Source organism: Actinacidiphila paucisporea (genome assembly GCF_900142575.1).
In the GTDB taxonomy this organism is placed as follows: domain Bacteria; phylum Actinomycetota; class Actinomycetes; order Streptomycetales; family Streptomycetaceae; genus Actinacidiphila; species Actinacidiphila paucisporea.
In genome coordinates this window covers 36,615-61,752 of record NZ_FRBI01000017.1, presented here as the reverse complement: position 1 = coordinate 61,752, position 25,138 = coordinate 36,615, and the positions used below count along the sequence as shown (strand labels likewise).

Sequence of the window (25,138 nt, the reverse complement as noted above, 5' to 3'; positions counted from 1 at the left end):
CCCGGCGGGGCCGGTGGCCGAGAACAGCTCGCCGGCCCCGGCTCCGTATACGCCGCGCCGCCGGCCCCGCCGCATCCCGGGCTTCGCGAGCTGCACACCTGTTCGGTGAGCCGGGCGGTGGCGGGCGGTGCGGCCGGTGGCCGGATTCCTCGGGAGGGCGCAGAGAACCCCAGCTCAATGGACCGGCCGGGCCTGACTCTTCGGCGTACCCGGGTCGTCACCGGCCGCCGGATCGCCCTCCTCCGGCGGTCGTCCGCGGTTCACCGCCCGGCCGCCGAACGGGGTGTCAGGGCTGGAGGCGGGCGGTGTGCCAGCCGTCGGCGTCACGGTCGTAGCGGAGCCTGCGGTGCAGGCGGTCCGGGTCCGCCGACCAGAACTCGACCGCGGTGGGCCGCAGGCGGTAGCCGACGTAGCGGGGCGGCCGGGGCAGGGGCGTGCCGGTGGCCGCCAGACGGGCGGCCTCGCCGCGCAGCGCGGCCACGTCGGGCAGCGGATCGCTCTGGCGGGAGGCCGCGGACATGGCGTGCAGCGGGGTCGGGCGGCCGGCCCACAGCGCGTCGGACTCGGCCCGCGGGCACTCCTCCACCGGGCCCGACAGGACGAGTTGCCGGCCTGTCTCGCGCCAGTACAGGACGCCCGACGCCCAGCCGGTGGCGGCCATGTCGCGGCCCTTGCGGCTGGTGTTGTGGCTGGTGAAGAGCAGGCCGCGGCCGGTCACCTCGATGACGGCGACGATCCGGTTGGAGACGCGTCCCCGCGCGTCGGCGGTGGCCAGCGCCAGGGCCAGCGGCTCCCGGACGCCGCGCGCGGTGGCCTGGTCGATCCACTCCATGACGAGCCCCATCGGCTCCGGCGGCGGCGCCTCGTACTCCGGGAAGGCGAGGCCGACCTCGCCGGTGAGGCTTTCCAGCCTGCTGCTGCCCTCGCTCATCGGTGGCCGACCTCTCATACGTAGATGGTGCCGCGGGCCACGATGACGCCGTGCCCGCCGACCCGGACCTCGTCCACCCCGGCGGCCGAGCCGTCGGCCGTGGCCAGCATGCGCGAAGGGCGGCCCATCTCCACGCCCTGGACGATCTCCAGCTCCTGCCCGTAGGCGGCGAGCCCGTGCCGGGCCGCGTGGATGGCCAGAGGCCCGGCCGCGGAGCCGGTGGCGGCGTCCTCGACCACGCCGTAGGCCGGCGAGAACATCCGGGTACGCCACCGGGTGCCGCCGCCGGCGAAGCAGTTGGCGGCCATGTCGGGGAACCTGGCCAGCGCCCGGTGGTCGGGTTCGAGCGCCGACAGCTCGGCCACGCCGGGCAGCCCGACGAAGACGTGGCGCGGGCCGTTGCGGTAGATCTCCACCGGGGTGGTGGAGGACGCGACGCCCAGCGCGGCCAGCAGCGCGGCGGCGTGCTCGTACGGCTCCCAGGTCGGCACCGGCTGCCGCATCCGGACCGCCGCGGCGCCCCCGCCGCGCGCCTGGGGGTCCGCCTCGAAGTCCGCCTCGAAGTCCACCTCGCACGGGACGACGCCCATCGCGGTCTCCAGCCGCAACCGGTCCTTGCGCAGCGCCCGGCCCACCGCGACGGCGGTCCCGAGCATCGGGTGGCCGGCGAAGGGCAGCTCGTTGACCGGGGTGAAGATGCGGATACGGGCGTCCCCGCCGCGCTCGGGCGGCAGGACGAACGTGACCTCGGACAGGTTCATCTCCCTGGCGATCCGCTGCATCAGGCCGGCGGTGAGGTCGGCGGCGTCGAAGAAGACGGCGACGGGGTTCCCGGTGAGCGGTTCCCGGGCGAAGGCGTCCACGACGGCGTATTCGTGCATGGGATCTCCGTGGGGTCTCGGAAACGGCCGGAAGGCCCTAGGGCCTGTCCGGCGGATCTTGGCGGATCAGCCTGCGGCGTCCGGTGCCGTACATCGCAAGGCGGAGAATCGTCCTCGTACCGGGCCGTACAAGGATGATTCGACAACGCTGGGGGCACCTCCCGCCGAAGGCAGGGGGAGGGGTGCGGTGCCGGGCGTCGCAGGCCCGCCAAGATCCGCCGGACGGGCCCTAGGGAAGGAACACCGGGCCCAGTCCGTGCAGGGCCTCGATCGTGAACGCGCCCTCGACCACGGCCTCGACCTCGAAACCGAAGCGATGGGTCGGCGGGTAGCCGATGAGGTCGGCCGCCCGGTTGGGCGGCAGGTCGGCGGTCCGTTCGGCCTCCCACAGCATCACCGCCCCCCAGCGGTTGCCCTCCCGGTCGGCCATCCAGAACTTCAGCCGCAGCCCCTCGACGGCGGCCCACTGCTCGGCGGCGCCGTCCCGCAGGTGCTCGCGCAGCGAGTCGACGGTCGCCGCCGACGCGTCCAGGTCCCACCAGGCGATGTCAACGCGCATGGCGCAGCGCCCCCTTGACGGTGTCGGCCACGATGCGCGGCCCGTCGACGGTCAGCACCGACTCGGCGTGGAACTGCAGGGACGCGAAGTGCGGGCCGCGCAGGGCGTGCACCTCGCGGGTGCGCGGGTCGCGGCTGACCTCCACCGTGCCGACGCCCTGGACGTGGTGCCGGTCCTCGGCGGCGCGGGCGGCGTAGGTGTTGTAGAAGCCGACGCGTTCGCGGCTGCCGAACAGCTCGATCTCCCGCTGCACGCCCTGGTTGGGGACCGTGCGGCGGGTCAGGCCCAGACCCAGCCGCCTGCTGAGCACCTGGTGGCTCAGGCACACCGCGACGAAGGGGCGGCGCTCGGCGAGCAGGGTGTCGACCGCCGTGCGCAGCGCGCGGATCTTCCGGTCGTCGCCGGAGCGCGGATCGCCGGGTCCCGGGCCCATCACCACCAGGTCGTAGCCGTCGAAGGCCGGTTCGATCTCGTCGAAGCGGCGGATCATCACCTGCATCCCCAGGGTGGACAGCTGCAGCCCCAGCATCGCGGTGAAGGAGTCCTCGGCGTCGACCACCAGGGTCTTCAGCCCGGCCAGCTCGGCCGGCTCGCCGTAAGCCCCGTCCGTGCGGCGGGAGTCGGGGTCCCTGAGCCAGAAGTCCCCGATGTCGGCGTTGCGGTGGCGCAGGGTGGACACCACCTCGGGGTGCCGGGCGAACCGCGGCCCCTCGTCGGCCTCCAGCGCGGCCAGCAGCCCGGAGACCTTGGTGCGCGTCTCGGCCGCCTCGGCGTAGGGGTCCGAGTGCCGTACGAGCGTGGCGCCCGCACTGATCCGCACCCGGCCCCCGGCGTCGATGTCGGCGGTGCGGATGAGGATGGCGGAGTCCAGGGTGCGGGCGCCGCCCGCGTCCCTGCCGATCAGCGCGGCGACCCCGCTGTAGTAGCCGCGGCCGCCCGGCTCGTAGCGGCTGATCACCCGCGCCGCGCTCTCCACCGGGCTGCCGGTGACGGTGGGGGCGAACATCGTCTCGCGCAGCACGTCCCGCACGTCGCGGTCGGAGCGGCCCTCCACGAAGTATTCGGTGTGGGCCAGCCGCGACATCTCCCGCAGGTAGGGCCCGGTGATGCGGCCGCCGTGCTCGCAGATCCTGGCCATCATCTTGAGTTCCTCGTCGAGAACCATGTACAGCTCGTCGGTCTCCTTGCGGTCGGCGAGGAAGTCCCTGACGCCCGCGAGGGTGGGGCCGCCCGGCGGGTAGCGGTAGGTGCCGCTGATCGGGTTCATCACCGCCGTGCCGCCGCTGAGCGAGACATGGCGCTCCGGGCTGGCGCCGACGAAGGTGCGGCCCCCGGTGTGGATGGCGAACGTCCAGTACGCGCCCTGCTCCCGGGTCAGCAACCCGCGGAAGAAGGACAGCGCGTTGCGCGGCGAGTAGTCGGCGATGTCGACCAGCAGGGAGCGTTTGACGACGAAGTTGGCGCCCTCGCCGGTGCCGATCTCCTCCGCGACGATCCGGCGGACGATGTCGGCGTACTCCTCGTCCCCGACGTCGAAGCGGCGCCTGCCCAGCCGCACGGGCGTCCGCGGCACCCTGGCGACCAGCTCGGACACCGGCACCCGCTGCTGCCCGGTGACGGACATGGCCAGCAGCGCCTCCCCGTCGTCCGGCGCGGCGAAGCCCCGTTCGGCGAGCTGCCGGTAGGGCACGAGGACCAGCATGTCGTGCCGGGGCGCGGCGGGGTGCGCCGGCCCGTCGTCGAGCGGGAGGTCGGCCAGCGACGCGTACGGGGAGACGTCGCCGACCAGGACGTCCACCACGTCGGGCGTGCCCGGCCGGCGGATGAGGGCGAAGGACGCCGGCTCCAGGGCCAGGATCCGGTCGAGCAGATCGCCGTCGGGCAGGTCGCCCTCGGGCTGGGTGGCCGGCGTCTTCATCAGGGGAGGACCTCTTCGGTGAGCACGACCACGGCGCAGGTGCGCGCGACGTAGTCGAGGGCGAGCCGGTGGTCGGACGCGGAGAAGTCGGCGACCGCGTCGGCGACGACGAAGGTCTCGATGTCGTGGGTGAAGGCCTCAAGGGCGGTGGCCTGGACGCCGATGTGCGCGTAGACACCGCACAGGACGAGCTGGTCGCGGCCGGCGGCCCGCAGGCGCGCCAGCAGGTCGGAGCGGAAGAAGGCGCTGTAGCGCCACTTGGTCAGCAGCCAGTCGTCGTCCTCGGGCGCCAGCTCGGGCACCACGGCGCGGTCGGCGGCCTCGGTGCGCATGCCGGGGCCCCAGAAGTCCGCGATCAGGCCGCGGTCCCGCGCGGACATCCGGCCGGGCTGCGCCGTGTACGCGACCGGCATTCCGGCGGCGGAGCAGCGTTTTCGCAGGCTCGCCGCATGCCGGACGACGTCGGCGCGCAGGGGTTCCGGGATACCGCGGAGGAAATAGCGCTGCATGTCGTGGACGAGCAGGACCGCGCGTTCGGGGTCCGCTGTCCAGTGGGCGACGTTTTCGGGGAGATCCGCGGCCGTGGGCAGCGGATAGGCGCTGATAGGGGGTAAGCCGGTCATCGGTGGGCTCTTTCGCCGTGAACAGGGAGAAGGACCTCGCCAGCCGCTTGCGCAGCCTAACGACGGCCCGATCTCAGCGTCCAGACGGCCCTCTCCCCGATGGCCGGTGAAATGGCGGGAAGCAGGCGTACTTGACATGTCGGCGCGCATCACGTTCCGACTGCCACCTGCAAATTCACCGAGTGATGAGGTGGTATTTCCGGCGGCGGAAGGCGGCACACTTGGCCGAAAGTCAAAAGCTGCCCGATCGCGCCGGTGGCCGGTCTCCGCACGGTCTTGACATCGGGGACCCGCCTCGGCTCCACTGGGGAAAACCCGGATTGCGAGGCGTGATGGCTGAATTCGCCGAGGATATCGAGTTACGGCGCCGGCACCGTGCGGTGGTCGAGGACTACCTGAGCCGGAAGGGCGAGAATCGGCTCACCCGTTACCTGTTGTTCACCGAGGACGGCAGCGCCGGTTTGTACACCGGTGACGCCGTGGAGCCGATCGTGTCGCGCGGGCACGAGAAGCTCAAAGCGCACGGCGAGTGGTCGCTGCGGATGTTTCCCGACTGGGTCTGGTACAACATTGAAGTATTCGAGACCCAGGACCCGAACCGGTTCTGGGCGGAATGCGACGGCGAGGGCAGCATTCTTTACCCGTCGTATCCCCCCGGGCAGTACAGGAATCACTTCATCCACTCGTTCGACCTCGCCGACGGCAGGATCGTGACGCAGCGCGAGTTCATGAACCCCTTCAATCAGCTGCGGGCGCTGGGCATCGAGATTCCGGTCATCAACCGTGGCGGCATCCCCACCTGAGGGAAAGCCGGCCCGCCAGGAGGATCCGCAGTGAAGATCGACCTGAAAGCCGCGCGGGAAGCAGTCGAGCTGATCACCGGCGGCTGGCGCGCCCAGTGCCTGCATGCCGCGCTCAAGCTGGGGATACCCGACCACCTCGCGGCCGGCCTGACCACCGACGCCCTGCTCGCCGAGGCCACCGGGGCCCGGGAGGAGGGCGTGCACCGGCTGATGCGGCTGCTGGTCGCGATGGGCGTCTTCGACGGCGACGGGCGCACCGGCTACCGCAACACGCCGGTCAGCAGCGTGCTGCTCGACGAGCCCGACTCGCTGCGGGACATGTGCCTGCTCTACGGCGAGGAGTTCTACACCGCGTGGGGCCACGCGCACGAGGCGATCAGCACGGGAACCGCCGGGTTCGAGCTGGCCTACGGCGAACCGCTCTACCGCTACCTGAGCCACGAGGACGACGTCAACGCGCGCTTCCAGCGCGCCATGAAGGCCGGCAACCTCTTCTTCGACCACGTCCCCGAGGTCATCGACTTCACCGGCAGGACCTTCGCCGACATCGGCGGCGGCATCGGCCAGTTGACCGCCGCGATCCTGGCCGCCGTGCCGGACGCGCGCGGCACCCTGCTCGACCGCGAGCACGTGGTGCCGGTCGCCGCAGGGAACCTCGCGGCCTCGGTGGGCCTGGACCGCGTCGAGCTGGTCGGCGGCGACATGTTCGAGGCGGTGCCGCAGGGCAGGGACGTCTACCTGCTGTGCCGGGTGCTCGCCGGGTGGAGCGACGACGCGGTGGTCGGCCTGTTCGAGAACTGCCGCAGGGCCATGGCCGACGCCTCGTCGCGGCTGGTCATCCTGGAACGGGTCGTCGTGGACGAGGACTCCACCGTGCTGCCCGCCCTGTGGGACCTGCACCTGCTGATGACCAACGGCGGGCGGCACCGCACCCTGGCGGCGTTCACCGCCCTGCTCGACCGGGCCGGTCTGGACGTGGAGCGCGTCGCCGACCTGCCCGCGGAGACCACCGCGCTGATCGCGGCGGCCAGGTGAACCTGGACGCCGTCGGCCGAACCGCCCTGGTCACGGCCGCGATGCGGGCCGCCGAGACCGCCAGGACCGACGCGATCCACCGGGACCCGTACGCCGCGGCCCTCGCGGGCGATCTGGGTCCTGCGCTGCTGGCGGAGCTGCTGGCCGCGGGTCCGGGCGGGTCCGGCGCGTCGGGCAGGCGGGCCGTCAACGCCATCCGCACGCGCTTCTTCGACCGGTGCCTGAGCGCCGCCGCCCGGGAGCCCGGCATGCGCCAGGTCGTGGTCGCCGGCGCGGGCATGGACTCCCGCGCCTACCGCATGGCCTGGCCCGAGGGCGTCCGCTACTTCGAGGTCGACCGGCCGCCCGTCCTGGACTACAAGCGGCAGCGGCTGGCCGGCCAGCCGCCGCGGGCCGACCGCCGCGCGGTCCCCGCGGACCTCGCGTCGCCGTCCTGGCCGGACGCCCTGACCGGCGCCGGCTACCGGCCCGACCGGCCGTCGGCCTGGCTGCTCGAAGGCCTGCTGTTCTACCTCCCGGAGCCCGCCGTGCACCGGGTGCTCGACCAGATCGCCGACCTGTCCGCCCCCGGCAGCCTGATCGCCGCCGACCTGGTGAACGCGGCCGCGCTGGCGATGCCGGGGCAGCGCGCGCTGCTGGACGTCTTCGCGGGCTGGGGGTGCCCGTGGCTGTTCGGCTGCGACGAGCCCGAGGTGCTGTTCGCGCGGCACGGCTTCAAGGCCGATGTGACGCAACCCGGCGAGGCGGGCGCCGACTTCGGCCGCTGGCCCGACCCGGTCCCGCCGCGGGACCTGGCGGAAGACGTCTACCGGGTCTTCCTCGTCACCGGCCGGCGGCACGGCTGACGGCGGCCGCGGCGGACGTCGCGGCACGCTTCGGCCGAACGCGCCCGCGAGCCACGCGCCCGCGAGCCGACGCCCCGGGGCGCGCACGGTGAAGCCGCGCTGAAGCCGCGCTGAAACCGGCCGGCCGCACGCTCTGCGGCATGACGACACCGACAACACCGGCGACACCGGCAACGCCGACGACATCCGCTCCACGGGAACTCGCGATCGCGGCCACCGGGCTGCGCAAGGCCTACGGCGACAAGACCGTCCTCGACGGCATCGACCTGGCGGTGCCGGCCGGCACGGTCTTCTCGCTGCTCGGCCCCAACGGCGCGGGCAAGACCACCGCCGTCCAGATCCTCACCACGCTCATCGGCGCCGACGCGGGCGAGCTGCGCGTCGGCGGCCACGACCTGGCCAGCGCGCCGGACGCCGTGCGGGCGGCGATCGGTGTGACCGGGCAGTTCTCGGCGGTGGACAACCTGATCACCGGCGAGGAGAACATGCTCCTCATGGCGGACCTGCACCACCTGGGCCGCCGCGAGGGCCGCCGGGTCACCGCCGAGCTGCTGGAGCGCTTCGACCTCGTCGAGGCGGCGCGCAAGCCCGCGTCCACCTACTCCGGCGGCATGCGGCGGCGCCTGGACATCGCCATGACGCTGGTGGGCGAGCCGCGCGTCATCTTCCTCGACGAGCCGACCACCGGGCTCGACCCGCGCAGCCGCCACACCATGTGGGGGATCATCCGCGAGCTGGTGGCCGGCGGCGTCACCGTCTTCCTCACCACGCAGTACCTGGACGAGGCCGACGAGCTGGCCGACCGCATCGCGGTGCTGCACGGCGGCAGGATCGTCGCCCAGGGCACGGCGGAGGAGCTGAAGCGGCTCGTGCCCGGCGGCCACGTGCGGCTGCGGTTCACCGACCCGGTGGCGTACGAGTCCGCCGCCGCCGCGCTGCGCGACGCCGTACGCGACGACGGCGCCCTGTCCCTGCAGATCCCCAGCAACGGCAGCCAGCGCGAGCTGCGCGCCGTCCTCGACTGGCTCGACGCGGCCGAGGTCGAGGCCGACGAGCTGACCGTGCACACCCCGGACCTGGACGACGTCTTCTTCGCCCTCACCGGCAGCACCACCGCCGCCGACAGCACGACCTCCGACAGCACGACCTCCGGCAGCAACGCAGGGAGCACCGCCCCCGCCGCCCGTACCGCGGCCGACAGCACCGCCGACTCCAAGGAGACCGTCCGATGAGCTCGTCCCTGTCCCTCACCGTCCGCGACTCGTCCACGATGCTGCGGCGCAACCTGCTGCACGCCCGCCGCTACCCGTCGCTGACCCTCCAGCTGCTGCTCACCCCGGTCGTGCTGCTGCTGATCTTCGTCTACGTCTTCGGCGACGTGATGAGCACCGGCCTCGGCGGCCACGCCGACCGGTCGGCGTACATCGCCTACGTGGTGCCCGGGATCTTGATGATGACCGTCGGCGGCGCCTCGCTCGGCACCGCGGTGTCGGTGTGCACCGACATGACCGAGGGCATCATCGCCCGCTTCCGCACCATGGCGATCTCCCGCGGCTCGGTGCTCTTCGGGCACGTCGCCGGCGGTGTGCTCCAGGTGATGATCAGCGTGGTGCTCGTCATCGGCGTCGCGCTGGCCATCGGGTTCCGCACGGACGCCACCCCGCTGGAGTGGCTGGCCGCCGCGGGACTGACGGCGCTGGTCGGCCTGGCGCTGACCTGGCTCGCGGTCGGCATCGGCCTGTCCTCGCCGAACGCCGAGGGCGCCAGCAACACCGGGCTGCCGCTGATGGTGCTGCCGCTGCTCGGCAGCGCGTTCGTGCCGGTCGACTCGATGCCCGGCTGGTTCCGCTGGTTCGCCGAATACCAGCCCTTCTCGCCCTTCATCGAGACCCTGCGCGGCCTGCTGCTCGGCGACGCGATCGGCAAGAACGGCTGGCTCGCCCTCGGTTGGGCCGTCGCGCTCACCGTCCTGGGCTGGATGTGGTCGACGTCGCTCTTCAACCGCGACCCGTCGAGCCGATGAGGCCGAGCGCCACCGCGGGCAACTCCGCACGTCCCAGGGCGGCATACTCCGACACCGCGTCGGCGTACGCCGCCCTGTCGGCTTCCTCCGCGGCCTGCCGGATACGGTCCGACGACATCGTCGGCTGGAAGTCCCGTGCCACGCCGAGGCGTTCGGACAGCGCCACCAGCCGTACGGCCGAGGTGTCGCCCGCGGCCAGCCGCGCCATGCCGAGCGCCAGCAGCGCCGTGCCGCACGCCGGGAATTCGGCGGGCGGCGCGGGCGCGTCGCCGCCCGCGGTGGCGGCGGCGAGCAACTGCGGCAGGCGCTTCCGCAGTTGGGCGATCAGCTCCGCCACCGGCTCCAGCCTGCGGTGCTGCGCGTGGGCGATCACCGCCACCGACCTGATCTGCAGCGCCCACGGCCCGATGTACGGATCGCCGTAGGGGTCCCCGTACGGGTCGTCGTACGGATCGGCGCCGGGCGGCAGCGGCTGCTCGGCCCCCAGCCGCTCCACCGCGTCGCGCCACAGCCGCAGCCCTATCTCGGTGAGGCCGCGGGCCAGTGCGATCTCCGCGCGCGCACCGCCGTCGGTGCTGAAGACGTCGGCCTGTTCCGCGGTCCTACTGCGCTCGGCCTGCGCCAGCCAGTGCTCGGCCTCGCCGGCCTCGCCGCGCTGCAGGCAGGCCAGGGCCAGGGCGCTGCGGATGCCCATCGAGTCCGACCGGTCGCCGAGCAGTTCCAGGGCGGCCATGGTCGCCAGCAGGTGGCGGTAGGCGTCCTCGCCCTGCGCGGTGCGCAGGCACAGCTCGCTGATCCGGGCGTGGCTGAGCATCCGCATCGAGGGGTGGCGCAGCGGTTCCAGGCATACCAGCATCCGGCGGGCGGACTCCAGTGCCGCGTCGACGTCGTACTCGTACTCCCACACGTAGCTGGCGACGCACTCGGCGATGCCCGCCAGCAGCGGCTCGCGGCTCGCGCACAGCTCCCGCAGGACCGGGTAGTGCGGCGGGCGGATCTCCGGGAAGGCGCACAGCACCACCGACAGGGCCCGGACCATGGTGTCGGGCTGTGCGGGCGGCAGCCGCCGCAGGGTCACCAGCGAGCGCAGCGCCCGCGGCCCCAGGCCCATGAACAGGCTCGCCGTGCACACGACGGCGACCGTCCTGCTCACCTCGACGTACGCCGGACCCGGGCGGTAGTGCGACAGCGGGTAGCCGGTGTCGGCGGCGAGGCCGACCAGGCGGGCGTAACTGGAGCCGGTGGACCAGATGGTGGCGAGCACCGCCGCCACCGCGGCGATGGAGTCGCCGTCGCCGCGGGCCAGCGCGTGGCGCAGGGCCACCACGAGGTTGTCCTGCTCGGCGCGGACCCGCTCCCAGGAGGACAGCGGGTCGGTGCGGAAGAGCACGTCGTGGTTGGCGCACCCGAAGTCCCGCGCCCAGTCCAGGAACCGGCCGGTGACCGCTTCCTGGTCACCGGACGCGGCAAGCCTGGCGGCGGCGAACTCCCGCACGCTCTCCAGCATCCGGAACCGTAGACCCGCGTCGGTCTCCACGGCGGTGACCAGCGACTGGTCCGCGAGCTGTTCGAGCAGCAGCAGGCCGTCGAGGCCCTCGGCCAGCACGTGGTCCGCCGCGTCGGCGGTGAATCCGCCGGGGAAGACCGACAGGGTGCGCAGGGCCGCCTGCCCGTCCGGCGCCAGCAGATTCCAGCTCCACTCCACCACGGCGTGCAGGGTGCGGTGCCGCTCCGGCACGTCGCGGACACCGCCGCTCAGCAGCGAGAAGCGGTCCTGGAGGCGGCGGGCGATCTCGGGCACCGACAGCACGCGCACCCGGGCGGCCGCCAGTTCCACCGCCAGCGGCAGCCCGTCCAGATGGCGGCACAGCTCCGCCACCGCCTGCTCCGGCAGCTCCGACCCGGGCCGCGCGGCCCGCGCCCGCTGCACGAACAGCTCCACCGACGTGGTCTCGCTCAGTGCCGGAAGCTGGTAGACGGCCTCCGAGGTCAGCCCCAGCGACGCCCTGCTGGTCGCCAGCACCCGCAGGTCCTTCGACAGCGACACCAGTTCCCGTACGAGCGCGGCGACGCCCCCGACGACCTGCTCGCAGTTGTCCAGCACCAGCAGCGCCGGGCCGGGGCCGAGGCTCGCGGCGATACCGGCGCCGGTGCCCGCGGCTCCCGCGCCGATGGCCGAGGCCACCTCGCCCAGCACGTCCTCGTCGGCGAGGACGCCCGCGAGGGCCACGAAGTGCACCACCCGCTGGGTGGCGCCGCGGCTGACGACGTGCGCCAGCCGCGTCTTGCCGAGCCCGCCGGGCCCGACGACCGACACCACCCGGGAGGAGGCCAGCAGCCCCGCCACCGCGGCGACGTCGGCGTCCCGTCCCACCAGCGGGTTCGGGTCGTGCAGCACCCCGTGCCGCACCACCGGCGCCGTGCCGCGCAGCAGTTCGCGGTGCACCGCCTTGAGCGCGGCCCCCGGGTCCGTCCCCAACGCGTCGCGCAGCTGCCGGCGATAGGTGTCGTACCGCGTCAACGCGGCCGCGGGGCCAGCCGTTTCGGCCTCGCAGCGCAACAGCTCCGCCAGCACCTCCTCGTCCCTGGGCTGCTGCTCCGCGAGCGCGGCCAGCAGCGCGGCGGCCTCGTCCCGCCGCCCGGTCCGCGCCAGCGCGAGCGCCCTCACCCGGCCCAGCGACCGGTGCGCCGCGACCCGCTCCACCCGCAGGGCCACCACCGGGTCGTCCAGGTCCTCGTCGGCCGCGGCCCCCACGCCGCCGTCCCACAGGGCCAGTCCCGCCTCCGCCTCGGCCAGCGCCCCCGCGTGGTCCCCCGCCCGGTGCCGCTCGGCGGCCGCCGCCTCCCGCAGCAGCAGCGCGGAGGTGTCGACCTGCTCCTCGTCCAGCGCCAGCCGATACCCGGTCGGAGTCGTCACGACCAGGTCGGCCCCCAGCTGCGACCTGACCCGGGCGACCAGCACCTGGACGGCCTTCCCCGGCCGATCCGGCAACTCGTCCGCCCACAGCCCCTCGACCAGCCGCCCCGTGCTGCACCCCGTCCGCAGATCCGCCGCGAGCAGCGCGAGCAGCCCCCTCAACCGCGGCGCGGTGATCTCCCGCCCCCGGTAGCCCACACCCGACAACAAGGTCAGCTCGGTGCTCATCCCCGCACAGTAGCGACCACCTCGCTTTTCCCGACCGGCGCGGTGGCCTCCGGTTCCGCTCCGACGACCGTGGCGGTGGCGGCCGCCTCCGGGCCGCGGCACGTCGAGGCGGGCGTGCGGGGGCGGTTGAGGCCGCCGGGCGGGTCCCACGGGACCCAGCCGCACCTTGGCCCTTTTTTTCACGCGTCTTGTGCGAGAAGAAAGTTTCCTTCACTCTTGGCGTGGACGACGACGCCCACACCCCCCCGCACCACGCTTCCCCCTCGGAGGATCTCGTGTTTAATTGGCATGTCCCCGCCAAAAAGTGGGGTCTGGCCGCCTGCGCGGCGCTCGCCTGTGCCGCCCTGGGCGCCACCGCCGTGCCGGCCGCCGCCGCCACGCCCACCGCGGCCACGAACCAGATCACGCACCCCGAACTGGACTGGGCCGGCTCGCAGATCGCCCTGCACCAGCCCGCCTCCGGCGGCCGGTCGGTCGTCACGCCCAACGTCGCGGGCACGCCGGGCCTCGACGTCAGCGGCTACCAGGGCAACGTCAACTGGTCCTCGGTCGCGGCCAACGGCGGCCGCTTCGCGTACGTCAAGGCCACCGAGTCCACGTCGTACGTGAACCCGTACTTCGCCCAGCAGTACAACGGCTCCTACAACGCGGGCCTCATCCGCGGCGCCTACCACTTCGCGACGCCCAACACCTCCTCGGGCGCCGCGCAGGCCGACTACTTCCTCGCGCACGGCGGCGGCTGGTCGAAGGACGGCAAGACGCTGCCCGGGATGCTCGACATCGAGTGGAACCCCTACGGCGCGACCTGCTACGGCCTGTCCGCGTCCTCGATGGTCAACTGGATCCTGTCCTTCAGCAACGAATACCACGCCAAGACCACCCGCTGGGTGACCATCTACACTGCGACGAGCTGGTGGAGCCAGTGCACCGGCAACACCGGCGACTTCTCGTCCACCAACCCGCTGGCGCTGGCCAACTACAACGGCAGCCCCGGCACGATGCCCTACCACTGGGCCTACCAGACGATCTGGCAGTACGCCGACAGCGGCGTCTTCCCCGGCGACCAGGACGCCTTCAACGGCGACTTCAGCCGCGTACAGGCGCTGGCCAACGGCTGACCCGCCCGCACCCGGTGGGGGCGTGGCGACCCGCGCCCCCACCGCAGTCCGCACACCCCGCGCGTACCCCCAGGAGGCCTCCCATGGTCGGCTCCGGTCACCGTCCTTCCCGCCGCAGCGTGCTCGCGGCCGGCACCGGAGCCGTCGCGGCCGGCGCCCTCCCCCTCCCCCGTCCGCCGTCCGGGCACCAGCCCATGGCACAGCCCACCGCGCTGACCCCGCAGCAGCAGGCCGGGCAGCGGGTCGTCTTCTCCTACTCGGGGACGACCGTGCCGCAGAGCCTGCTCGACCAGATCAGCTCCGGCCAGGCGGCCGGCGTCATCTTCTTCGGCGGCAACATCAGCAGCCTGAGCCAGATCACCGCGGCGATCAAGCAGATGCGGCAGGCGAACCTGCGCAGCCCGAACCCCGCGCCGCTGCTGCTGATGACCGACCAGGAGGGCGGGCAGATACGGCGGCTGCCCGGCGCCCCGGCGCTGTCCGCGAAGCAGATCGGCGCCTCGGCCGACCCCGCGGGCGCCGCGACGGACGCCGGTACGGGCGCGGGCAACCTGCTGCGCAGCGTGGGGATGAACGTCAACCTGGCCCCGGTGCTCGACGTCTACCGGACGGCCGGCGACTTCGAGGACCAATACCAGCGCTCGTACAGCACCGACCCCGAGGTGGTGTCGCTCTGCGGCCGGTCGTTCATCACCGCCCAGCAGGCCACCGGCGTCGCCGCCACCGCCAAGCACTTCCCGGGCCTGGGGCCCGCGACCGCCTCGCAGAACACCGACCTGCGGCCCGTCACCCTGACGACGTCGCTGTCCCAGCTGCGCAACGTCGACGAGGTGCCCTACGTCGCCGCGCTCACCGCCGGGGTCGACCTGGTGATGGTGTCCTGGGCGATCTACTCCCACCTGGACGCCGCGCATCCGGCGGGGCTCTCCTCGACCGTGGTGCAGGGCGAGTTGCGCCAGCGGTACAGCTTCACCGGCGTGACCGTCACCGACGCGATCGGGGCGGGCGCGCTGAGCGCCCTGGGCACGCCGGGGCAGAACGCGGTCGCCGCCGCCGCGGCCGGCATGGACCTCGTCCTCGACGCCTCCGGCGATGTCGCGACCGGCCGGGCGATCGTCTCCTCGCTGGCCGCCGCGCTGCAGGGCGGCACCCTGGGCGCGTCGAACTTCACCGCGGCGCTCGGCAGGATCAACGCGCTGCGCAACCGGCTGTTCTGACCCGCGCGCGCCCGCCGCGGCGGGCGCCGCCGAGGAGGGAGAGACCCCGTGCGGAGAACCGCCCTGTGGTGCGTCCTGCTGGCGCTGGTCGCCGGACTGGCGGGCGCGACCGGCACCGCCGCCTCCGCGGCCACGGCCGTGTGCGCCCTCTACTGCGACACCGCCGACCCTTCGCGCGCGGCCCAGGAGGCCTTCCCCGTACCGGACGTGAACGTCAACGGCCGGCTGCTGCGGCTGCACGTGGACGACGCCGACGGCATGGCCTGGGCCAGCATCGACAGGGCCGTTCCGAGCGATTCGGTGTGGATCGACCGGTCCTGGGACGGCGGCGCCACCTGGGACGGGCTGCTGGGCAAGGCCGCGGTGCCCGGCTCGTGGACCGGCACCCGCACCCTGATGTACAACCTCTACGACCCGGCCGGGCACCGCCGCGCGGTGCTGCGCGCCTGCGGCGACGCCCAGGGCGTGGCCTGCACCTCCTGGGCCAGGACCACCGTCTGCGCGGCCGCCTGCGACGGCGGCGGCACCGCGGCCGGGGACAGCAGGCCGGTGCCGCAGACCACGCTCAGCGGCCGCGCCATCGCGCTGCACACGGACGACTCGGGCATGGCCTGGGCGACGCTGAGCGCCGGTACCGCGGGCGACGAGGTGTGGCTGGACCGCTCGTGGAACAGCGGGGCGAGCTGGCCCGACGGCTCGTCGCTCGGCAGGACCGCGGTGCCCGCCGGCGCGACCGGCACCCGTACCGCCCGCTTCAACACCTCCGACCCGCTGGGCAGGTTGTACGGCGGCGCGGTGCGCGCCTGCGGCCGGGCGGTGGAGGGCCAGAGCGGCAGCTGTACGGCCTGGGCCCGGCCCGCCGCCGGCCGCGCCGCCGCCGCGGCCGACGCGCTGATGTACTCCTACGACCCGAACACCGCCTACTGGCCGTCGAGCTGGTGGAATTCGGCGGTGGCGCTGACCACGGTCGTCGACTACATGCGCAAGACCGGCGACACCCGCTACGCGTGGATCGTCAACCGCACTTACCAGGTCGACAAGGCCGCCTTCCCCGCGGGGGCGCGCAGCTCCGACCCCATCGACGGCGACTTCATCAGCAGGGCCACCGACGACGCCGAGTGGTGGGCACTGGCCTGGATCGACGCCTACGACCTCACCCGCGACGCGACGTACCTCAACGAGGCCGTGGTCATCGCCAACTACGTCAACGGCCTGTGGGACACCGGCTCGTGCGGCGGCGGCGTGTGGTGGGACCGGGAGCGCACGTACAAGAACGCGGTGACCAACGCGCTGTGGGTGCGGATCACCGCGGCCCTGCACAACCGGATTCCCGGCGACACGCAGTGGCTCGGCCGGGCGACCACCGCGTGGACCTGGTTCCAGCACAGCGGGCTGATCAACTCCGCCGGGCTCGTCAACGACGGGCTCACCGCCTCCTGCGCCAACAACGGTCAGACGGTGTGGAGTTACAACCAGGGCCTGTCCATCGGCGGCGCCGTCGAGATCTGGCGGGCCACCGGTGACGCCGCCGCGCTCGGCACCGCGCGCCGCCTCGCCGACGCCGCCCTCGCCTCGCCCTCCCTGGTCTCCGGCGGGGTGCTCACCGAGTCCTGCGACGCCGTGTCCGCGAGCTGCGACGACAACGCCAAGCAGTTCAAGGGCGTCTTCATGCGCTACCTGGACGAGCTGGACACGGCCACCGGCGGCGCCTACGCGGCCTTCGCCCGCACCCAGGCCGACAGCGTGTGGAACGCCGACCGCGACTCCCTCGTACGCCTCGGCGAACGCTGGGCCGGCGCCGACCCGGCCGCCCACCCCAACACCCGGGACTGGCGCACCCAGGCATCCGCCCTCAGCGCGCTGCTGGCCGCGCCCTGACGCTCCGGCCGCCGGGTTTTCCACAGCCTGTGGACAATTCGGCGGCGCCGGCCCGGCGGACCCGCGGCCTGCGTCCCGGCCGCTCAGCGCTGGCTGGCCGGCTCGGCGGGGAGCGGGGCGCGGGCGCCGCGGCAGGAGTAGACGATCTCCACCGAGCCGCCGGGCAGAGCGCGTTGGCGCTCGAAGGTCAGGGCGGCGGCGTGGTCGAGGGCGGGGGTCAGCTGGGTGCCGGCGCCGAAGAACAGCGGCAGCACGACGAGTTCGAGGGTGTCGAGGGCGCCGAGGGCGTGGAAGGCGCCGATGGTGCGCGGGCCGCCGACCAGATGGACGTCACCGCCGCGGTTGGCCGCGCGGAGCTTGTCCAGCAGGCGGGCCGGGTCGCTGTCGGTGACGACGTGGCGGGGCGTGCCCGGCGGGCGGTGCGAGCCCAGGACGAAGACGTCGAGGTCGGGCCAGGGCCAGCGGGAGTTGGTCAGGGCCGGCTCGAAGGTGGTGCGCCCCATCACGGCTGCCTCGCAGCCGTCGAGGAATTCCCTGATGCCGTGGCTCTCGCCGGAGACGAAGGCGGGGTCGGCGGTCTGCGCGGGCCAGCCGCTCGGGGTGGTCACGTAGCCGTCGGCGCTCATGCTCACGCGGGCGCGGATCCTCATGTCGTCCTCCGGGTGATCGCGGTCGGGTTCCACTCAAGCGTCGAACGGGACTCCCGTCGATCGACACACGGCCCTGAGATCCACGAGCGGCTGGTGGTCCGCGCCTTCCCGCGGGGCATGACCGGCACCTGCGGGACCGACCGGCGTACTCAGCCGCGTTCGTAGGCGGTCAGCAGGAAGAGCCAGACCTCGCTGACCGTCGGGAAGCAGGCGACGGCGTGGCGCAGGCGCTTGAGGGGGACCTCGCCGGCCACCGCGATCGTGGCCGAGTGGAGGAGTTCGCTCACGCCGGGGCCGGCGAAGGTGACGCCGAGCAGGATGTCGCGGTCGAGGTCGACGACCATGCGGGCGCGGCCCTGGTAGTGGTCGGCGAAGAGGTTGGCGCCCTGCGCGGCGGTGAAGTCGACGTCCACGGTCCTGACGCGGTGGCCGGCGCGGGTCGCCTCGTCGGCGGACAGGCCGACCGCGGCGGCTTCCGGGTCGGTGAAGAAGACCTGGGGGACGGCGTGCTGGTCGGCGGTGGTGGCATGGTCGCCCCAGGGGGCGTCGTCCAGCGGGCGGCGCGCGGCGCGGGCGACGATGGCGTCGCCGGCGGTGCGGCCCTGGTATTTGCCCTGGTGGGTGAGCAGCGCGCGGTGGTTGACGTCGCCGAGGGCGTACAGCCAGTCGCCTTCGACGCCGCGGACCAGGCACGTGGTGTCCACGTCCAGCCAGGAGCCGGGGGCCAGGCCGACGGTGTCCAGGCCGATGTCGCCGGTACGGGGGGCCCGGCCGGTGGCGAACATGACCTCGTCGGCGACGACTTCGCTGCCGTCGTCCAGGGTGAGGGTGACCGGTCCCGCCGGGTCGGGGCGGCGGACCGCGGTGGCCTGCACGCCGATCCGTACGTCCGCGCCCGCCCGGGTGAGGCCGTCGGCGACCAGTTCGCCCGCGAAGGCCTCCATGCGCGGCAGCAGCGGGTGGCGGGCGATCAGGGTCACCCGGGAGCCGAGGCCCTGCCAGAGGGTGGCCATCTCGACGCCGACCCCGCCGCCGCCGACGATGGCGAGCCTCGCGGGCACCGTGCTGGAGTCGGTGCCCTGCCGGTTGGTCCAGGGCCGGGCCCCGCCGATGCCGGGGATGTCGGGGAGCACGGGGTCGCTGCCGGTGGCGATCGCCACGGCGTGCCGCGCGGTGAGCGTCCTGGGCGCGGCCCCCTCCGCGGTGACGGTGACGCGCCGCGGGCCGTCGAGGCGGCCCTGGCCGCGGACGAGGCCGGCTCCGATGTCCTTGAGGAAGGCGGCCTGCCCGCTGTCGTCCCAGTCGGTGACGTAGTGGTCGCGGCGGGCGAAGACCCGGTCGGTGTCGAGGCGGCCTGTGACGGCCTGCCGGGCGCCGTCCACCCGGCGGGCGTCGGCGACGGCGATGACCGGCCGCAGCAGCGCCTTGCTGGGGACGCAGGCCCAGTAGGAGCACTCGCCGCCGACGAGTTCCCTCTCCACGACGGCCACCGTCAGGCCGCCGGCGCGGGCGTGGTCGGCGACGTTCTGGCCGACCGGACCGGCGCCCAGCACGATGACGTCGTAGGTGTCGTCCGCCTGGCTGTCGCGTACGTCGTTCATATGTCCTCGCATGACGGTGTGGGCTGCCCTTCCACGTAACCACCACGACGGGCCCTCCGCCGCCGAAGGCCTCCTCGCACGGACAGGACCCGGTATAAGCCACCCCTATGGCCCCCTCCGGCGCCGCGTGCGGGACGCGAACGGGCAGGTCCCGCGTCGGGCTCAGCGCGCGCCGGGGCGGCGGGCCAGGTCCTGGAGGAGCCGGTGGGCGGCGGCGACCACCGCGGAGGTGCGGTCGTGGCGGGTGGCGAAGGCGGCGACGGCGGTGCGGGAAGCCGGGTGGAAGCCCAGGAAGCACTGCTGCCCGAAGGTGGCGCCGGCATGGAAGAGCATGGGGCCGCCCGCCACCTCGTGCTGGTTCCAGGTGAGGGTGTGCGTCTCGCGGCGGCGTGCGGATCCCCGCCGCAGCTGCGGGACCTGGACGTCGGAGAGGGCGGCGGTCGGGCGCAGGTGCGCCTCGGCATATGTGAGCAGGTCGCCCGGCGTGGACAGCAGGCCGCCCGCGGGGTCGAAGGCGGCCATGTGCGTGGGCGGCAGCGGGGTGCGGCCGTCGCCGCGGCGGCCGACCGCGGCGAGGCGGGACGGGGGCAGGGCGTCCGCGCCGAGGGTGGTCGCGGTCAGGGCCAGCGGGCGCAGGACCCGGTCGGCGAGCAGGTCGGGGAAGGGGGCGCCCGCCGCGCTCTCCAGTGCCGGACCGAGCAGCGCCAGGCCGAAGTTGGAGTAGTGCCTGCGGGTGCCGGGGGCGTGCCGGACGCGGGTGCGGGCCAGTGCGGCGAGCAGGCGGTCGCGGGTGTAGCCGGCGTACCCGTTGGCATAAGGGTGCAGGACCGCGCCCGCGATGAGGTCGCGCGGCACCCGCGGCAGGCCCGAGGTGTGGGTGGCCAGGTGGCGCGGGGTGATCCGGCGGGCGTGGCCCGGCGGCAGCGGCAGGTGCGCGCCGAGCGGTTCGTCGAGCCCGAGGACGCCGTCGCGGGCGAGGCCGGCCAGCAGCAGCACCGTGAAGGTCTTGGTCAGCGAGCCGAGCGCGAAGCTCAGCTCCTCTCGCGGCGCCGCGGGGTCCGGGTCCGTACCGCCGGTCGCGTACGTACGGCGGCCGTCGCGGCTGACGGCCAGCACGACGTCGGGCGCCCGTACCCGGGCCAGGGCGGCGGCCAGCAGCGGCGCCGGGTCCTCGGTCCCGTCAGGAGGCGCCGCCGGCCGCAGCGTCACGCAGCGACGTCCGCGGACAGCGACCGGGAGGTGGCCATCGCCGAGGCGAACGCCGCGACCAGCGTGGGGTGGTGGAGCTGGTCGAAGACCTCGCCGCGGTCGCCGACCGGCATCGTGCCCTGCACCGGCATGGCGCCGTCGGGCCCCTGCGCGGCGGCGTACCGCTCCCACATCTCCGCCTCCAGGGTGGGACGGGGCAGGCAGGCGTCGACCACCAGGAGTTCGCCGAGCAGGTCCCAGTGCTCCAACTCGGCCCAGTCCGCGGTCCACGCGGGCAGGTAGCGGGCCAGGTAGTCGGCGATCTCCGGTGGGACGCGGTCGGGGGCGGCGCCCCAGTCGGTGAGGTGGAAGACGGTGTGGGTGATGTCGTAGGCGATGTGCAGCTGGACGGTCCAGGGCTCCGGCATCCGGCCGAGCCAGGTGGCCGCGAGTGCCCGGCCGGTGTCGCCGCTGGGCACCAGGCCGATCTTGCGTTCGGCGTTGAGCAGGCCGAGCCGCCGGGTCGGCATCATCTCCAGCGCCCGCCAACTCGCCGTGCCCCGGGCCAGGCCGATCGCGCTCTCCAGACCGGGGTGGCGGTGGCCCAGCTCGTGCAGGCTGGCGTAGATCTCCAGCGGGACGGGCGACAGCGGCTCCTGGTGCTGGAGTTCGGCCAGCAGGTTGCCGCCGTCGAGCAGGTCGCGCCATACGTGGTCGAGCAGCCGCACCGAGATGTCGTGCTGCCGCGACCCGGCCACCCCCTCCCGGGCGAGCACCCGCATGTTGACCGCCAGCTCCCCCACGGGCTTGAGCCGTTCGACGATGCCGCGGCCGGTGGCCAGGTCCTCGTCGGTCAGCCGGAAGTGCTCGCGGTGGGCGTCGAGCCAGGCCAGCGCCCGGTCGCCGACGCGGTGCAGGAGCGCGGGGGATGCGGCGGTCACGGTGTCGCCTCGCTTTCTGGCGGGTCGGGGTGCCCGGCGGCGCGGGCCAGGGTGGCGGCGAAGGCGGCCACCAGCGTGGAGTGGTAGCACGCGGTGAAGGCCTCGCCCGGGGACGCGCCCGGCGGCGGCACCCCGCCGGTCTCGGGCACCGCGCCGTCCGGGGCTTGCGCGGCGGCGAGGACGCGCCAGGCCGCGAGGTCGTAGGGCGCGCCCGGCAGGCACGCGGACACGGCCAGGAATTCCCCGACCAGGTCCCACAGCCGCTCCTCCGCCCAGGTCTCGGTCCAGGCCGGCAGCCACAGCCGCAGGTAGCCGGCCAGGGGGGCGGGCAGGCCGCCCGGCGTGCGGCCCCAGTCGGTGGCGTGGAAGACGTCGTGCGTGATGCCGTACGCGGCCTTGCGGTCCAGCGCCCACGGTTCCGGGCGCAGGCCGAGGCCGGTGTGCGCGAGCACCGTGTCGAAGTCGGCGTGCGGCGGCAGGCCGATCCTCCGCTCGGCATTGAGCACGTTGAGGGTGCGGGTGTGGTCCTCGCGCGCGACCCGCCAGCGGCGCAGCGAGGTCGTCGCCCCGACCAGCTCCTCGACGCCGGGGTGGCGCAGGCCCGCCCGCGCGAACACCCCGTAGAGCTCCACCGGGTAGGTCGCCACCGGCTCGCCGCGCACCAGCTCCACGAACAGCTCGCCGCCGCGGGTCTCCTTCCACGCGAAGGCGAGGAGGTCCGCGGCGGCCTCCCGCAGCGCCGCCACCGGGTGCAGCGCCTGCGTCACCTGGGCCAGCTCGGCCAGTTCGCCGAGCGGTTTGAGCGTCAGGTTCGGGTCGGCGTCGGTGGTGACGTCGGCGGGCAGCCGGAAGGAGCCGCGCATCGCGCCGATCCAGTCCAGGGCGCCGGCGGCGACGGTGTCGAGCAGGTCGGCGTCGGGGTGCGCACGGCGGGCGGGCGGTGGTCCCCCGCTCACCACGGCCCGCCGCCGGGAAAGCGCTGCGCCGCCGTGGTGTGCAGCACCACCCGCGGGTCGCTGCCGCTCATCCGGCGGACGAAGACCAGGCCCGCCGCCAGCCCGAGGGAGTCGGGCACGTCCGGCGCGCGTACCAGCCAGCGGCCGACGCCGGCCGCCTGCAGCCAGTCGCGGCGGCGTACCGCCCGGACGAAGCCCCTGGCCAGGTCGTCGGTGCGGGCGGCGAGCCCGACGGCCAGCGCGGGGGCCAGGCTGGGCAGCGAGAGCGCGGCCAGTTGCGACGCCCGGTGGGCCAGCGCCGGCCAGGGGTCGGTCTGCACCCAGGCGTCGCCCGGCCGCGGCTCGGGCGGGCGCTCCGCGCCGGGCTCGCCGCCTTCGCCGTCCCTCCCGCCTCCGTCCGCTCCGTCTACGCCGTCCGCGCCGGTTTCCGGCAGGAAGGCCCGGGACGCCTCGACCAGGCCCCGGTAGCTCCACAGCGACACGTCGGAGGCGTCGGCGCCCGGTGGATACGCGGCCAGCGCCCTGCGGACGACCTGGCGGTCGGTGCTGCCGCGCGCCGGATCGCCACGCAGCGCGTACGGCGCCAGCACGTCGGCGCCGAGCACCCGGACGGCGGCGAGTGCCACCGTGTCCTCCTGCGCGAGGAGGGCCGACAGCGCATAGGAGTCGCCCTCGCCGTCAAGGGCGAGTGCGACTCCGTTTGCGACATCGGCCACCGCAGCGCTCAGAGCGGAATTCTGCTGCGCCTGCTCGGCCAATGGGTCCCCCTGACCGTCAGCGGGCGTCCGTCTTCGGGGCGCGGGGGGTGGGGGGCGAGATCAGCAGCAGGGCGGCGAGCAGAAGGCCGCCCCCGCACTCGCGGGTGTCCCGGTAGATGCCTTCCGGTTCTGCGGAATCCAGCAGTCCTTCGACCTCAGCGGCAAGCGCTGCCGTCTCGACCGGGGCTGTCAGCTCCGTAGCCATGGGACCATCTCCTTCTCTCGGGGTGGATCTTCAGACTGACATTCCCCACATTTCATCGCAACTGGGACATGGCGCACGGGGACGGCCGGGCCGACGTCCCCCCTGGGCGGGCAGGCGCAAGCCGCCGGATCGGCCGATGGGCGGCCGACGGCGACCGGCTCCACCGCGACCCCCCCTCGACACGGTCGCCGTCGATGACGGCCCGTCCGGCGCCGCCGGCCGGGGGCGCCGGACCACATGGCGCTTGGCGCCGGCTTGGCGTGGGCTTGGCGGATCGCCGGCAGGGCTCGCACGGGCCGGCGGGGGCCACCGGCCCGTGCGGGTGGCGATGGGCCGACCGGGCACGGGCGCCGCGCCCCGCGGGGGCGGGACACCTTGCGGGCGGGCGCCAAGCGGGCGCCAGGCCGGTGCCAAGCCGGGTGGGCGATGCTCCTGCGTGTCACCCGGCTGGGAGTGACCCGGTGCGGGGTGCGGGAGTGGCCTGGGCGGCGGTGTCATGACCGGCCCTTCCGTGAGCCGGGTGCGTGGTCCACGTCGACGGCGAGCGTCCGCGCGCCCCCCAAGGCTCACCCCATGGGGAGGAGACGAGGCGCTGATGCGACCTCTCACACCACTGCGGTCTCTCACACCACTGCGACCTCTCGCACCACGCCGGATGCTGGTGGCCGCCGCGGCGGCCGCCGCGCTCGCCGGTCTGGGCGCGGGACCGTCGGGACCGGTGGCCGAGGCGGCCACCCGCCCGGCCGAACTCACCGCCACGTCGCCCACGACCGTCGTGGCGAGCGGCCTGAACGGACCGCGGGGCCTGGTCTGGGGCCCGCACGGGCACCTCTTGGTCGGCGAGGCGGGCACCGTCCCCTCGCTGTGCGACACCGCGAACCCGGCGGCGGTGAACTGCTTCGGCCTGACCGGTTCGATCGCGGACGTCTCGTCCGGCACGCCGGTGCGGGTCCGCACCGGTATCGCCTCGCTGCTCAACGGCGGCGAGATGGTCGGCCCCGATGACCTGGAATACGTCGGCGGCCACCTCTACACGGTGGAGCCGGCGTCACCGGAATTCGTCCCGGCCGATCTGCCCGGCCTCACCCCCGAGTTGAGCGCGACGCTGAAGACGCAGTACGGCGCGCTGCTCGACGTCACCGGCCCCGCCCCCAGGGCGCTGGCGAACCCCGGCGACGTCGACGACAAGGCCTACCACGACAGCAACCCGTACGCGCTGGCGGCGGCCCCCCGCGGCGGCTTCTACGTGCTCGACGGCGGGTCGAACACGCTGGACTCGATCGACCGCCACGGCGACGTGCGGGTCCTCGCCCTCGTCCCCAACACCCCGGGCGGCGCCAATTCCGTGCCCACCTGCCTCGACGTCGGCCCGGACGGGGCGGTCTACATCGGCGAGCTGACCGGGTTCGGCAGCTCGGCCACCGACGCGAACGTCTACCGCTACGCGCCCCGTACCGGCGCCCTGACGGTGTGGCAGTCCGGCTTCAGCGCCATCAACGGCTGCGGCTTCGGCGCCGACGGCGACTTCTACGTGACCGAGTTCGACACCACCGGCTTCCCGTCCAACGCCGTACGGCCCGACGGCGCCGTCATCCAGATCGGCAGGGACGGCCGGCGGACGACCCTCGGAGCGGGCAAGCTGTTCGCGCCCGCGGGCTTCCTGGCCGGCCGCGACGGCTCGATCTACGTGAGCAACTACTCCTCGATGTGGCCCTTCGGCGACCCGGCCCTGTCGACCTCGGGCCAGGTCGTCAGGATCGGCTGACCCGTCCCCGGCGCCCGGGGCGCGACCGGCCCCGGGCGCCCGGCCACGAACGCCCATGACCCCCGTTCCACGTGGAACAATGACCGCAATCCGGGTCA

The 25,138-nt window shown here is 74.2% G+C and carries 22 protein-coding genes; 9 read left to right on the top strand and 13 right to left on the bottom strand.

Features of this window, described 5'->3' with window-relative positions; genetic code table 11:
- Window positions 1–286: 286 nt before the first annotated feature.
- From phzG to BUE44_RS23390, 5 genes are all read right to left on the bottom strand, one after another.
- Window positions 287–949, bottom strand: coding sequence for a phenazine biosynthesis FMN-dependent oxidase PhzG (phzG, locus tag BUE44_RS23410; RefSeq protein ID WP_322940560.1), 663 nt, complete (start codon window positions 947–949; stop codon window positions 287–289).
- Window positions 946–1,812, bottom strand: coding sequence for a PhzF family phenazine biosynthesis protein (locus BUE44_RS23405; protein WP_073500955.1), 867 nt, complete (start codon window positions 1,810–1,812; stop codon window positions 946–948). Before BUE44_RS23405 ends, phzG begins: the two co-directional genes overlap by 4 nt.
- A gap of 229 nt (window positions 1,813–2,041) precedes the next feature.
- Entirely contained in the window at window positions 2,042–2,371 is a 330-nt protein-coding gene (locus BUE44_RS23400; RefSeq protein WP_073500954.1) for a hypothetical protein, read from the bottom strand.
- Window positions 2,361–4,289, bottom strand: coding sequence for an anthranilate synthase family protein (locus BUE44_RS23395; protein WP_073500953.1), 1,929 nt, complete (start codon window positions 4,287–4,289; stop codon window positions 2,361–2,363). Before BUE44_RS23395 ends, BUE44_RS23400 begins: the two co-directional genes overlap by 11 nt.
- A complete protein-coding gene (locus BUE44_RS23390) occupies window positions 4,289–4,912 on the bottom strand; it encodes an isochorismatase family protein (RefSeq protein WP_073500952.1) in 624 nt (207 codons plus the stop codon). Before BUE44_RS23390 ends, BUE44_RS23395 begins: the two co-directional genes overlap by 1 nt.
- A 332-nt stretch (window positions 4,913–5,244) precedes the next feature.
- Between BUE44_RS23390 and BUE44_RS23385 the strand changes: the two genes are divergently transcribed.
- From BUE44_RS23385 to BUE44_RS23365, 5 genes are all read left to right on the top strand, one after another.
- Entirely contained in the window at window positions 5,245–5,715 is a 471-nt protein-coding gene (locus BUE44_RS23385; protein ID WP_073500951.1) for a PhzA/PhzB family protein, read from the top strand.
- Between the two features lie 30 nt (window positions 5,716–5,745).
- Window positions 5,746–6,750 carry a methyltransferase gene (locus BUE44_RS23380; protein ID WP_073500950.1) on the top strand — a complete coding sequence of 335 codons (1,005 nt, stop codon included), beginning with the start codon at window positions 5,746–5,748 and terminating at the stop codon, window positions 6,748–6,750.
- Window positions 6,747–7,595 carry an SAM-dependent methyltransferase gene (locus BUE44_RS23375; protein WP_265737172.1) on the top strand — a complete coding sequence of 283 codons (849 nt, stop codon included), beginning with the start codon at window positions 6,747–6,749 and terminating at the stop codon, window positions 7,593–7,595. Before BUE44_RS23380 ends, BUE44_RS23375 begins: the two co-directional genes overlap by 4 nt.
- A 140-nt stretch (window positions 7,596–7,735) precedes the next feature.
- Entirely contained in the window at window positions 7,736–8,827 is a 1,092-nt protein-coding gene (locus BUE44_RS23370; RefSeq protein WP_079190000.1) for an ATP-binding cassette domain-containing protein, read from the top strand.
- A complete protein-coding gene (locus BUE44_RS23365; RefSeq protein ID WP_073500949.1) occupies window positions 8,824–9,618 on the top strand; it encodes an ABC transporter permease in 795 nt (264 codons plus the stop codon). Before BUE44_RS23370 ends, BUE44_RS23365 begins: the two co-directional genes overlap by 4 nt.
- On the opposite strand, the gene BUE44_RS23360 is transcribed toward BUE44_RS23365, so the two are convergent.
- Window positions 9,593–12,763 (bottom strand): ATP-binding protein, encoded by a 3,171-nt coding sequence (locus BUE44_RS23360; protein WP_073500948.1) that lies wholly within the window; start codon window positions 12,761–12,763, stop codon window positions 9,593–9,595. The two genes, BUE44_RS23365 and BUE44_RS23360, sit on opposite strands and share 26 nt — an antisense overlap.
- A gap of 311 nt (window positions 12,764–13,074) precedes the next feature.
- On the opposite strand from BUE44_RS23360, the gene BUE44_RS23355 reads away from it, so the two are divergent.
- The 3 genes from BUE44_RS23355 (at window position 13,075) to BUE44_RS23345 (ending at window position 16,976) form a co-directional block, all read left to right on the top strand.
- Window positions 13,075–13,881, top strand: coding sequence for a lysozyme (locus BUE44_RS23355; protein ID WP_073501026.1), 807 nt, complete (start codon window positions 13,075–13,077; stop codon window positions 13,879–13,881).
- An 83-nt stretch (window positions 13,882–13,964) separates the two neighbouring features.
- Window positions 13,965–15,098 (top strand): glycoside hydrolase family 3 N-terminal domain-containing protein, encoded by a 1,134-nt coding sequence (locus BUE44_RS23350; protein WP_073500947.1) that lies wholly within the window; start codon window positions 13,965–13,967, stop codon window positions 15,096–15,098.
- Window positions 15,099–15,146: 48 nt separating this feature from the next.
- Window positions 15,147–16,976: a glycoside hydrolase family 76 protein gene (locus BUE44_RS23345; protein WP_073500946.1), complete on the top strand. Its 1,830-nt coding sequence runs from the start codon at window positions 15,147–15,149 to the stop codon at window positions 16,974–16,976.
- 83 nt (window positions 16,977–17,059) lie between these two features.
- Here BUE44_RS23345 and BUE44_RS23340 read toward each other — a convergent pair whose 3' ends face one another.
- From BUE44_RS23340 to BUE44_RS23310, 7 genes are all read right to left on the bottom strand, one after another.
- On the bottom strand, window positions 17,060–17,608 hold the full coding sequence (locus BUE44_RS23340; protein WP_265737171.1) for a dihydrofolate reductase family protein: 549 nt from the start codon (window positions 17,606–17,608) through the stop codon (window positions 17,060–17,062).
- 167 nt (window positions 17,609–17,775) lie between these two features.
- Window positions 17,776–19,227, bottom strand: a complete 1,452-nt coding sequence (locus BUE44_RS23335; protein ID WP_073500945.1) for a dihydrolipoyl dehydrogenase family protein — start codon at window positions 19,225–19,227, stop codon at window positions 17,776–17,778.
- Window positions 19,228–19,389: 162 nt separating this feature from the next.
- Complete coding sequence (locus BUE44_RS23330; RefSeq protein WP_322940555.1) at window positions 19,390–20,436, bottom strand: serine hydrolase domain-containing protein; 1,047 nt, start codon at window positions 20,434–20,436, stop codon at window positions 19,390–19,392.
- The gene (locus tag BUE44_RS23325; RefSeq protein WP_073500944.1) at window positions 20,433–21,356 is read right to left on the bottom strand and encodes a DUF6895 family protein; all 924 of its coding nucleotides are present in this window, start codon (window positions 21,354–21,356) and stop codon (window positions 20,433–20,435) included. The genes BUE44_RS23330 and BUE44_RS23325 overlap by 4 nt, the downstream gene beginning before the upstream one ends.
- Window positions 21,353–22,312 carry a DUF6895 family protein gene (locus BUE44_RS23320; protein WP_322940553.1) on the bottom strand — a complete coding sequence of 320 codons (960 nt, stop codon included), beginning with the start codon at window positions 22,310–22,312 and terminating at the stop codon, window positions 21,353–21,355. Before BUE44_RS23320 ends, BUE44_RS23325 begins: the two co-directional genes overlap by 4 nt.
- Complete coding sequence (locus BUE44_RS23315) at window positions 22,309–23,028, bottom strand: hypothetical protein (protein WP_079190013.1); 720 nt, start codon at window positions 23,026–23,028, stop codon at window positions 22,309–22,311. The genes BUE44_RS23320 and BUE44_RS23315 overlap by 4 nt, the downstream gene beginning before the upstream one ends.
- 58 nt (window positions 23,029–23,086) lie before the next feature.
- Window positions 23,087–23,275, bottom strand: coding sequence for a hypothetical protein (locus tag BUE44_RS23310; protein ID WP_073500942.1), 189 nt, complete (start codon window positions 23,273–23,275; stop codon window positions 23,087–23,089).
- Between the two features lie 655 nt (window positions 23,276–23,930).
- Between BUE44_RS23310 and BUE44_RS23305 the strand changes: the two genes are divergently transcribed.
- A complete protein-coding gene (locus BUE44_RS23305) occupies window positions 23,931–25,040 on the top strand; it encodes a ScyD/ScyE family protein (protein WP_073500941.1) in 1,110 nt (369 codons plus the stop codon).
- Window positions 25,041–25,138: the final 98 nt, after the last annotated feature.

Excerpts from the sequence above, each read along its gene's own strand:
- BUE44_RS23395 (WP_073500953.1), bottom strand. The coding sequence starts at position 4,289 with ATGAAGACGCCGGCCACCCAGCCCGAGGGCGACCTGCCCGACGGCGAT.
- BUE44_RS23305 (WP_073500941.1), top strand. The coding sequence starts at position 23,931 with ATGCTGGTGGCCGCCGCGGCGGCCGCCGCGCTCGCCGGTCTGGGCGCG.
- BUE44_RS23385 (WP_073500951.1), top strand. The coding sequence starts at position 5,245 with ATGGCTGAATTCGCCGAGGATATCGAGTTACGGCGCCGGCACCGTGCG.
- BUE44_RS23335 (WP_073500945.1), bottom strand. The coding sequence starts at position 19,227 with ATGAACGACGTACGCGACAGCCAGGCGGACGACACCTACGACGTCATC.
- BUE44_RS23310 (WP_073500942.1), bottom strand. The coding sequence starts at position 23,275 with ATGGCTACGGAGCTGACAGCCCCGGTCGAGACGGCAGCGCTTGCCGCT.
- BUE44_RS23365 (WP_073500949.1), top strand. The coding sequence starts at position 8,824 with ATGAGCTCGTCCCTGTCCCTCACCGTCCGCGACTCGTCCACGATGCTG.
- BUE44_RS23390 (WP_073500952.1), bottom strand. The coding sequence starts at position 4,912 with ATGACCGGCTTACCCCCTATCAGCGCCTATCCGCTGCCCACGGCCGCG.
- BUE44_RS23400 (WP_073500954.1), bottom strand. The coding sequence starts at position 2,371 with ATGCGCGTTGACATCGCCTGGTGGGACCTGGACGCGTCGGCGGCGACC.
- BUE44_RS23370 (WP_079190000.1), top strand. The coding sequence starts at position 7,736 with ATGACGACACCGACAACACCGGCGACACCGGCAACGCCGACGACATCC.
- BUE44_RS23360 (WP_073500948.1), bottom strand. The coding sequence starts at position 12,763 with ATGAGCACCGAGCTGACCTTGTTGTCGGGTGTGGGCTACCGGGGGCGG.
- BUE44_RS23350 (WP_073500947.1), top strand. The coding sequence starts at position 13,965 with ATGGTCGGCTCCGGTCACCGTCCTTCCCGCCGCAGCGTGCTCGCGGCC.
- BUE44_RS23405 (WP_073500955.1), bottom strand. The coding sequence starts at position 1,812 with ATGCACGAATACGCCGTCGTGGACGCCTTCGCCCGGGAACCGCTCACC.
- phzG (WP_322940560.1), bottom strand. The coding sequence starts at position 949 with ATGAGAGGTCGGCCACCGATGAGCGAGGGCAGCAGCAGGCTGGAAAGC.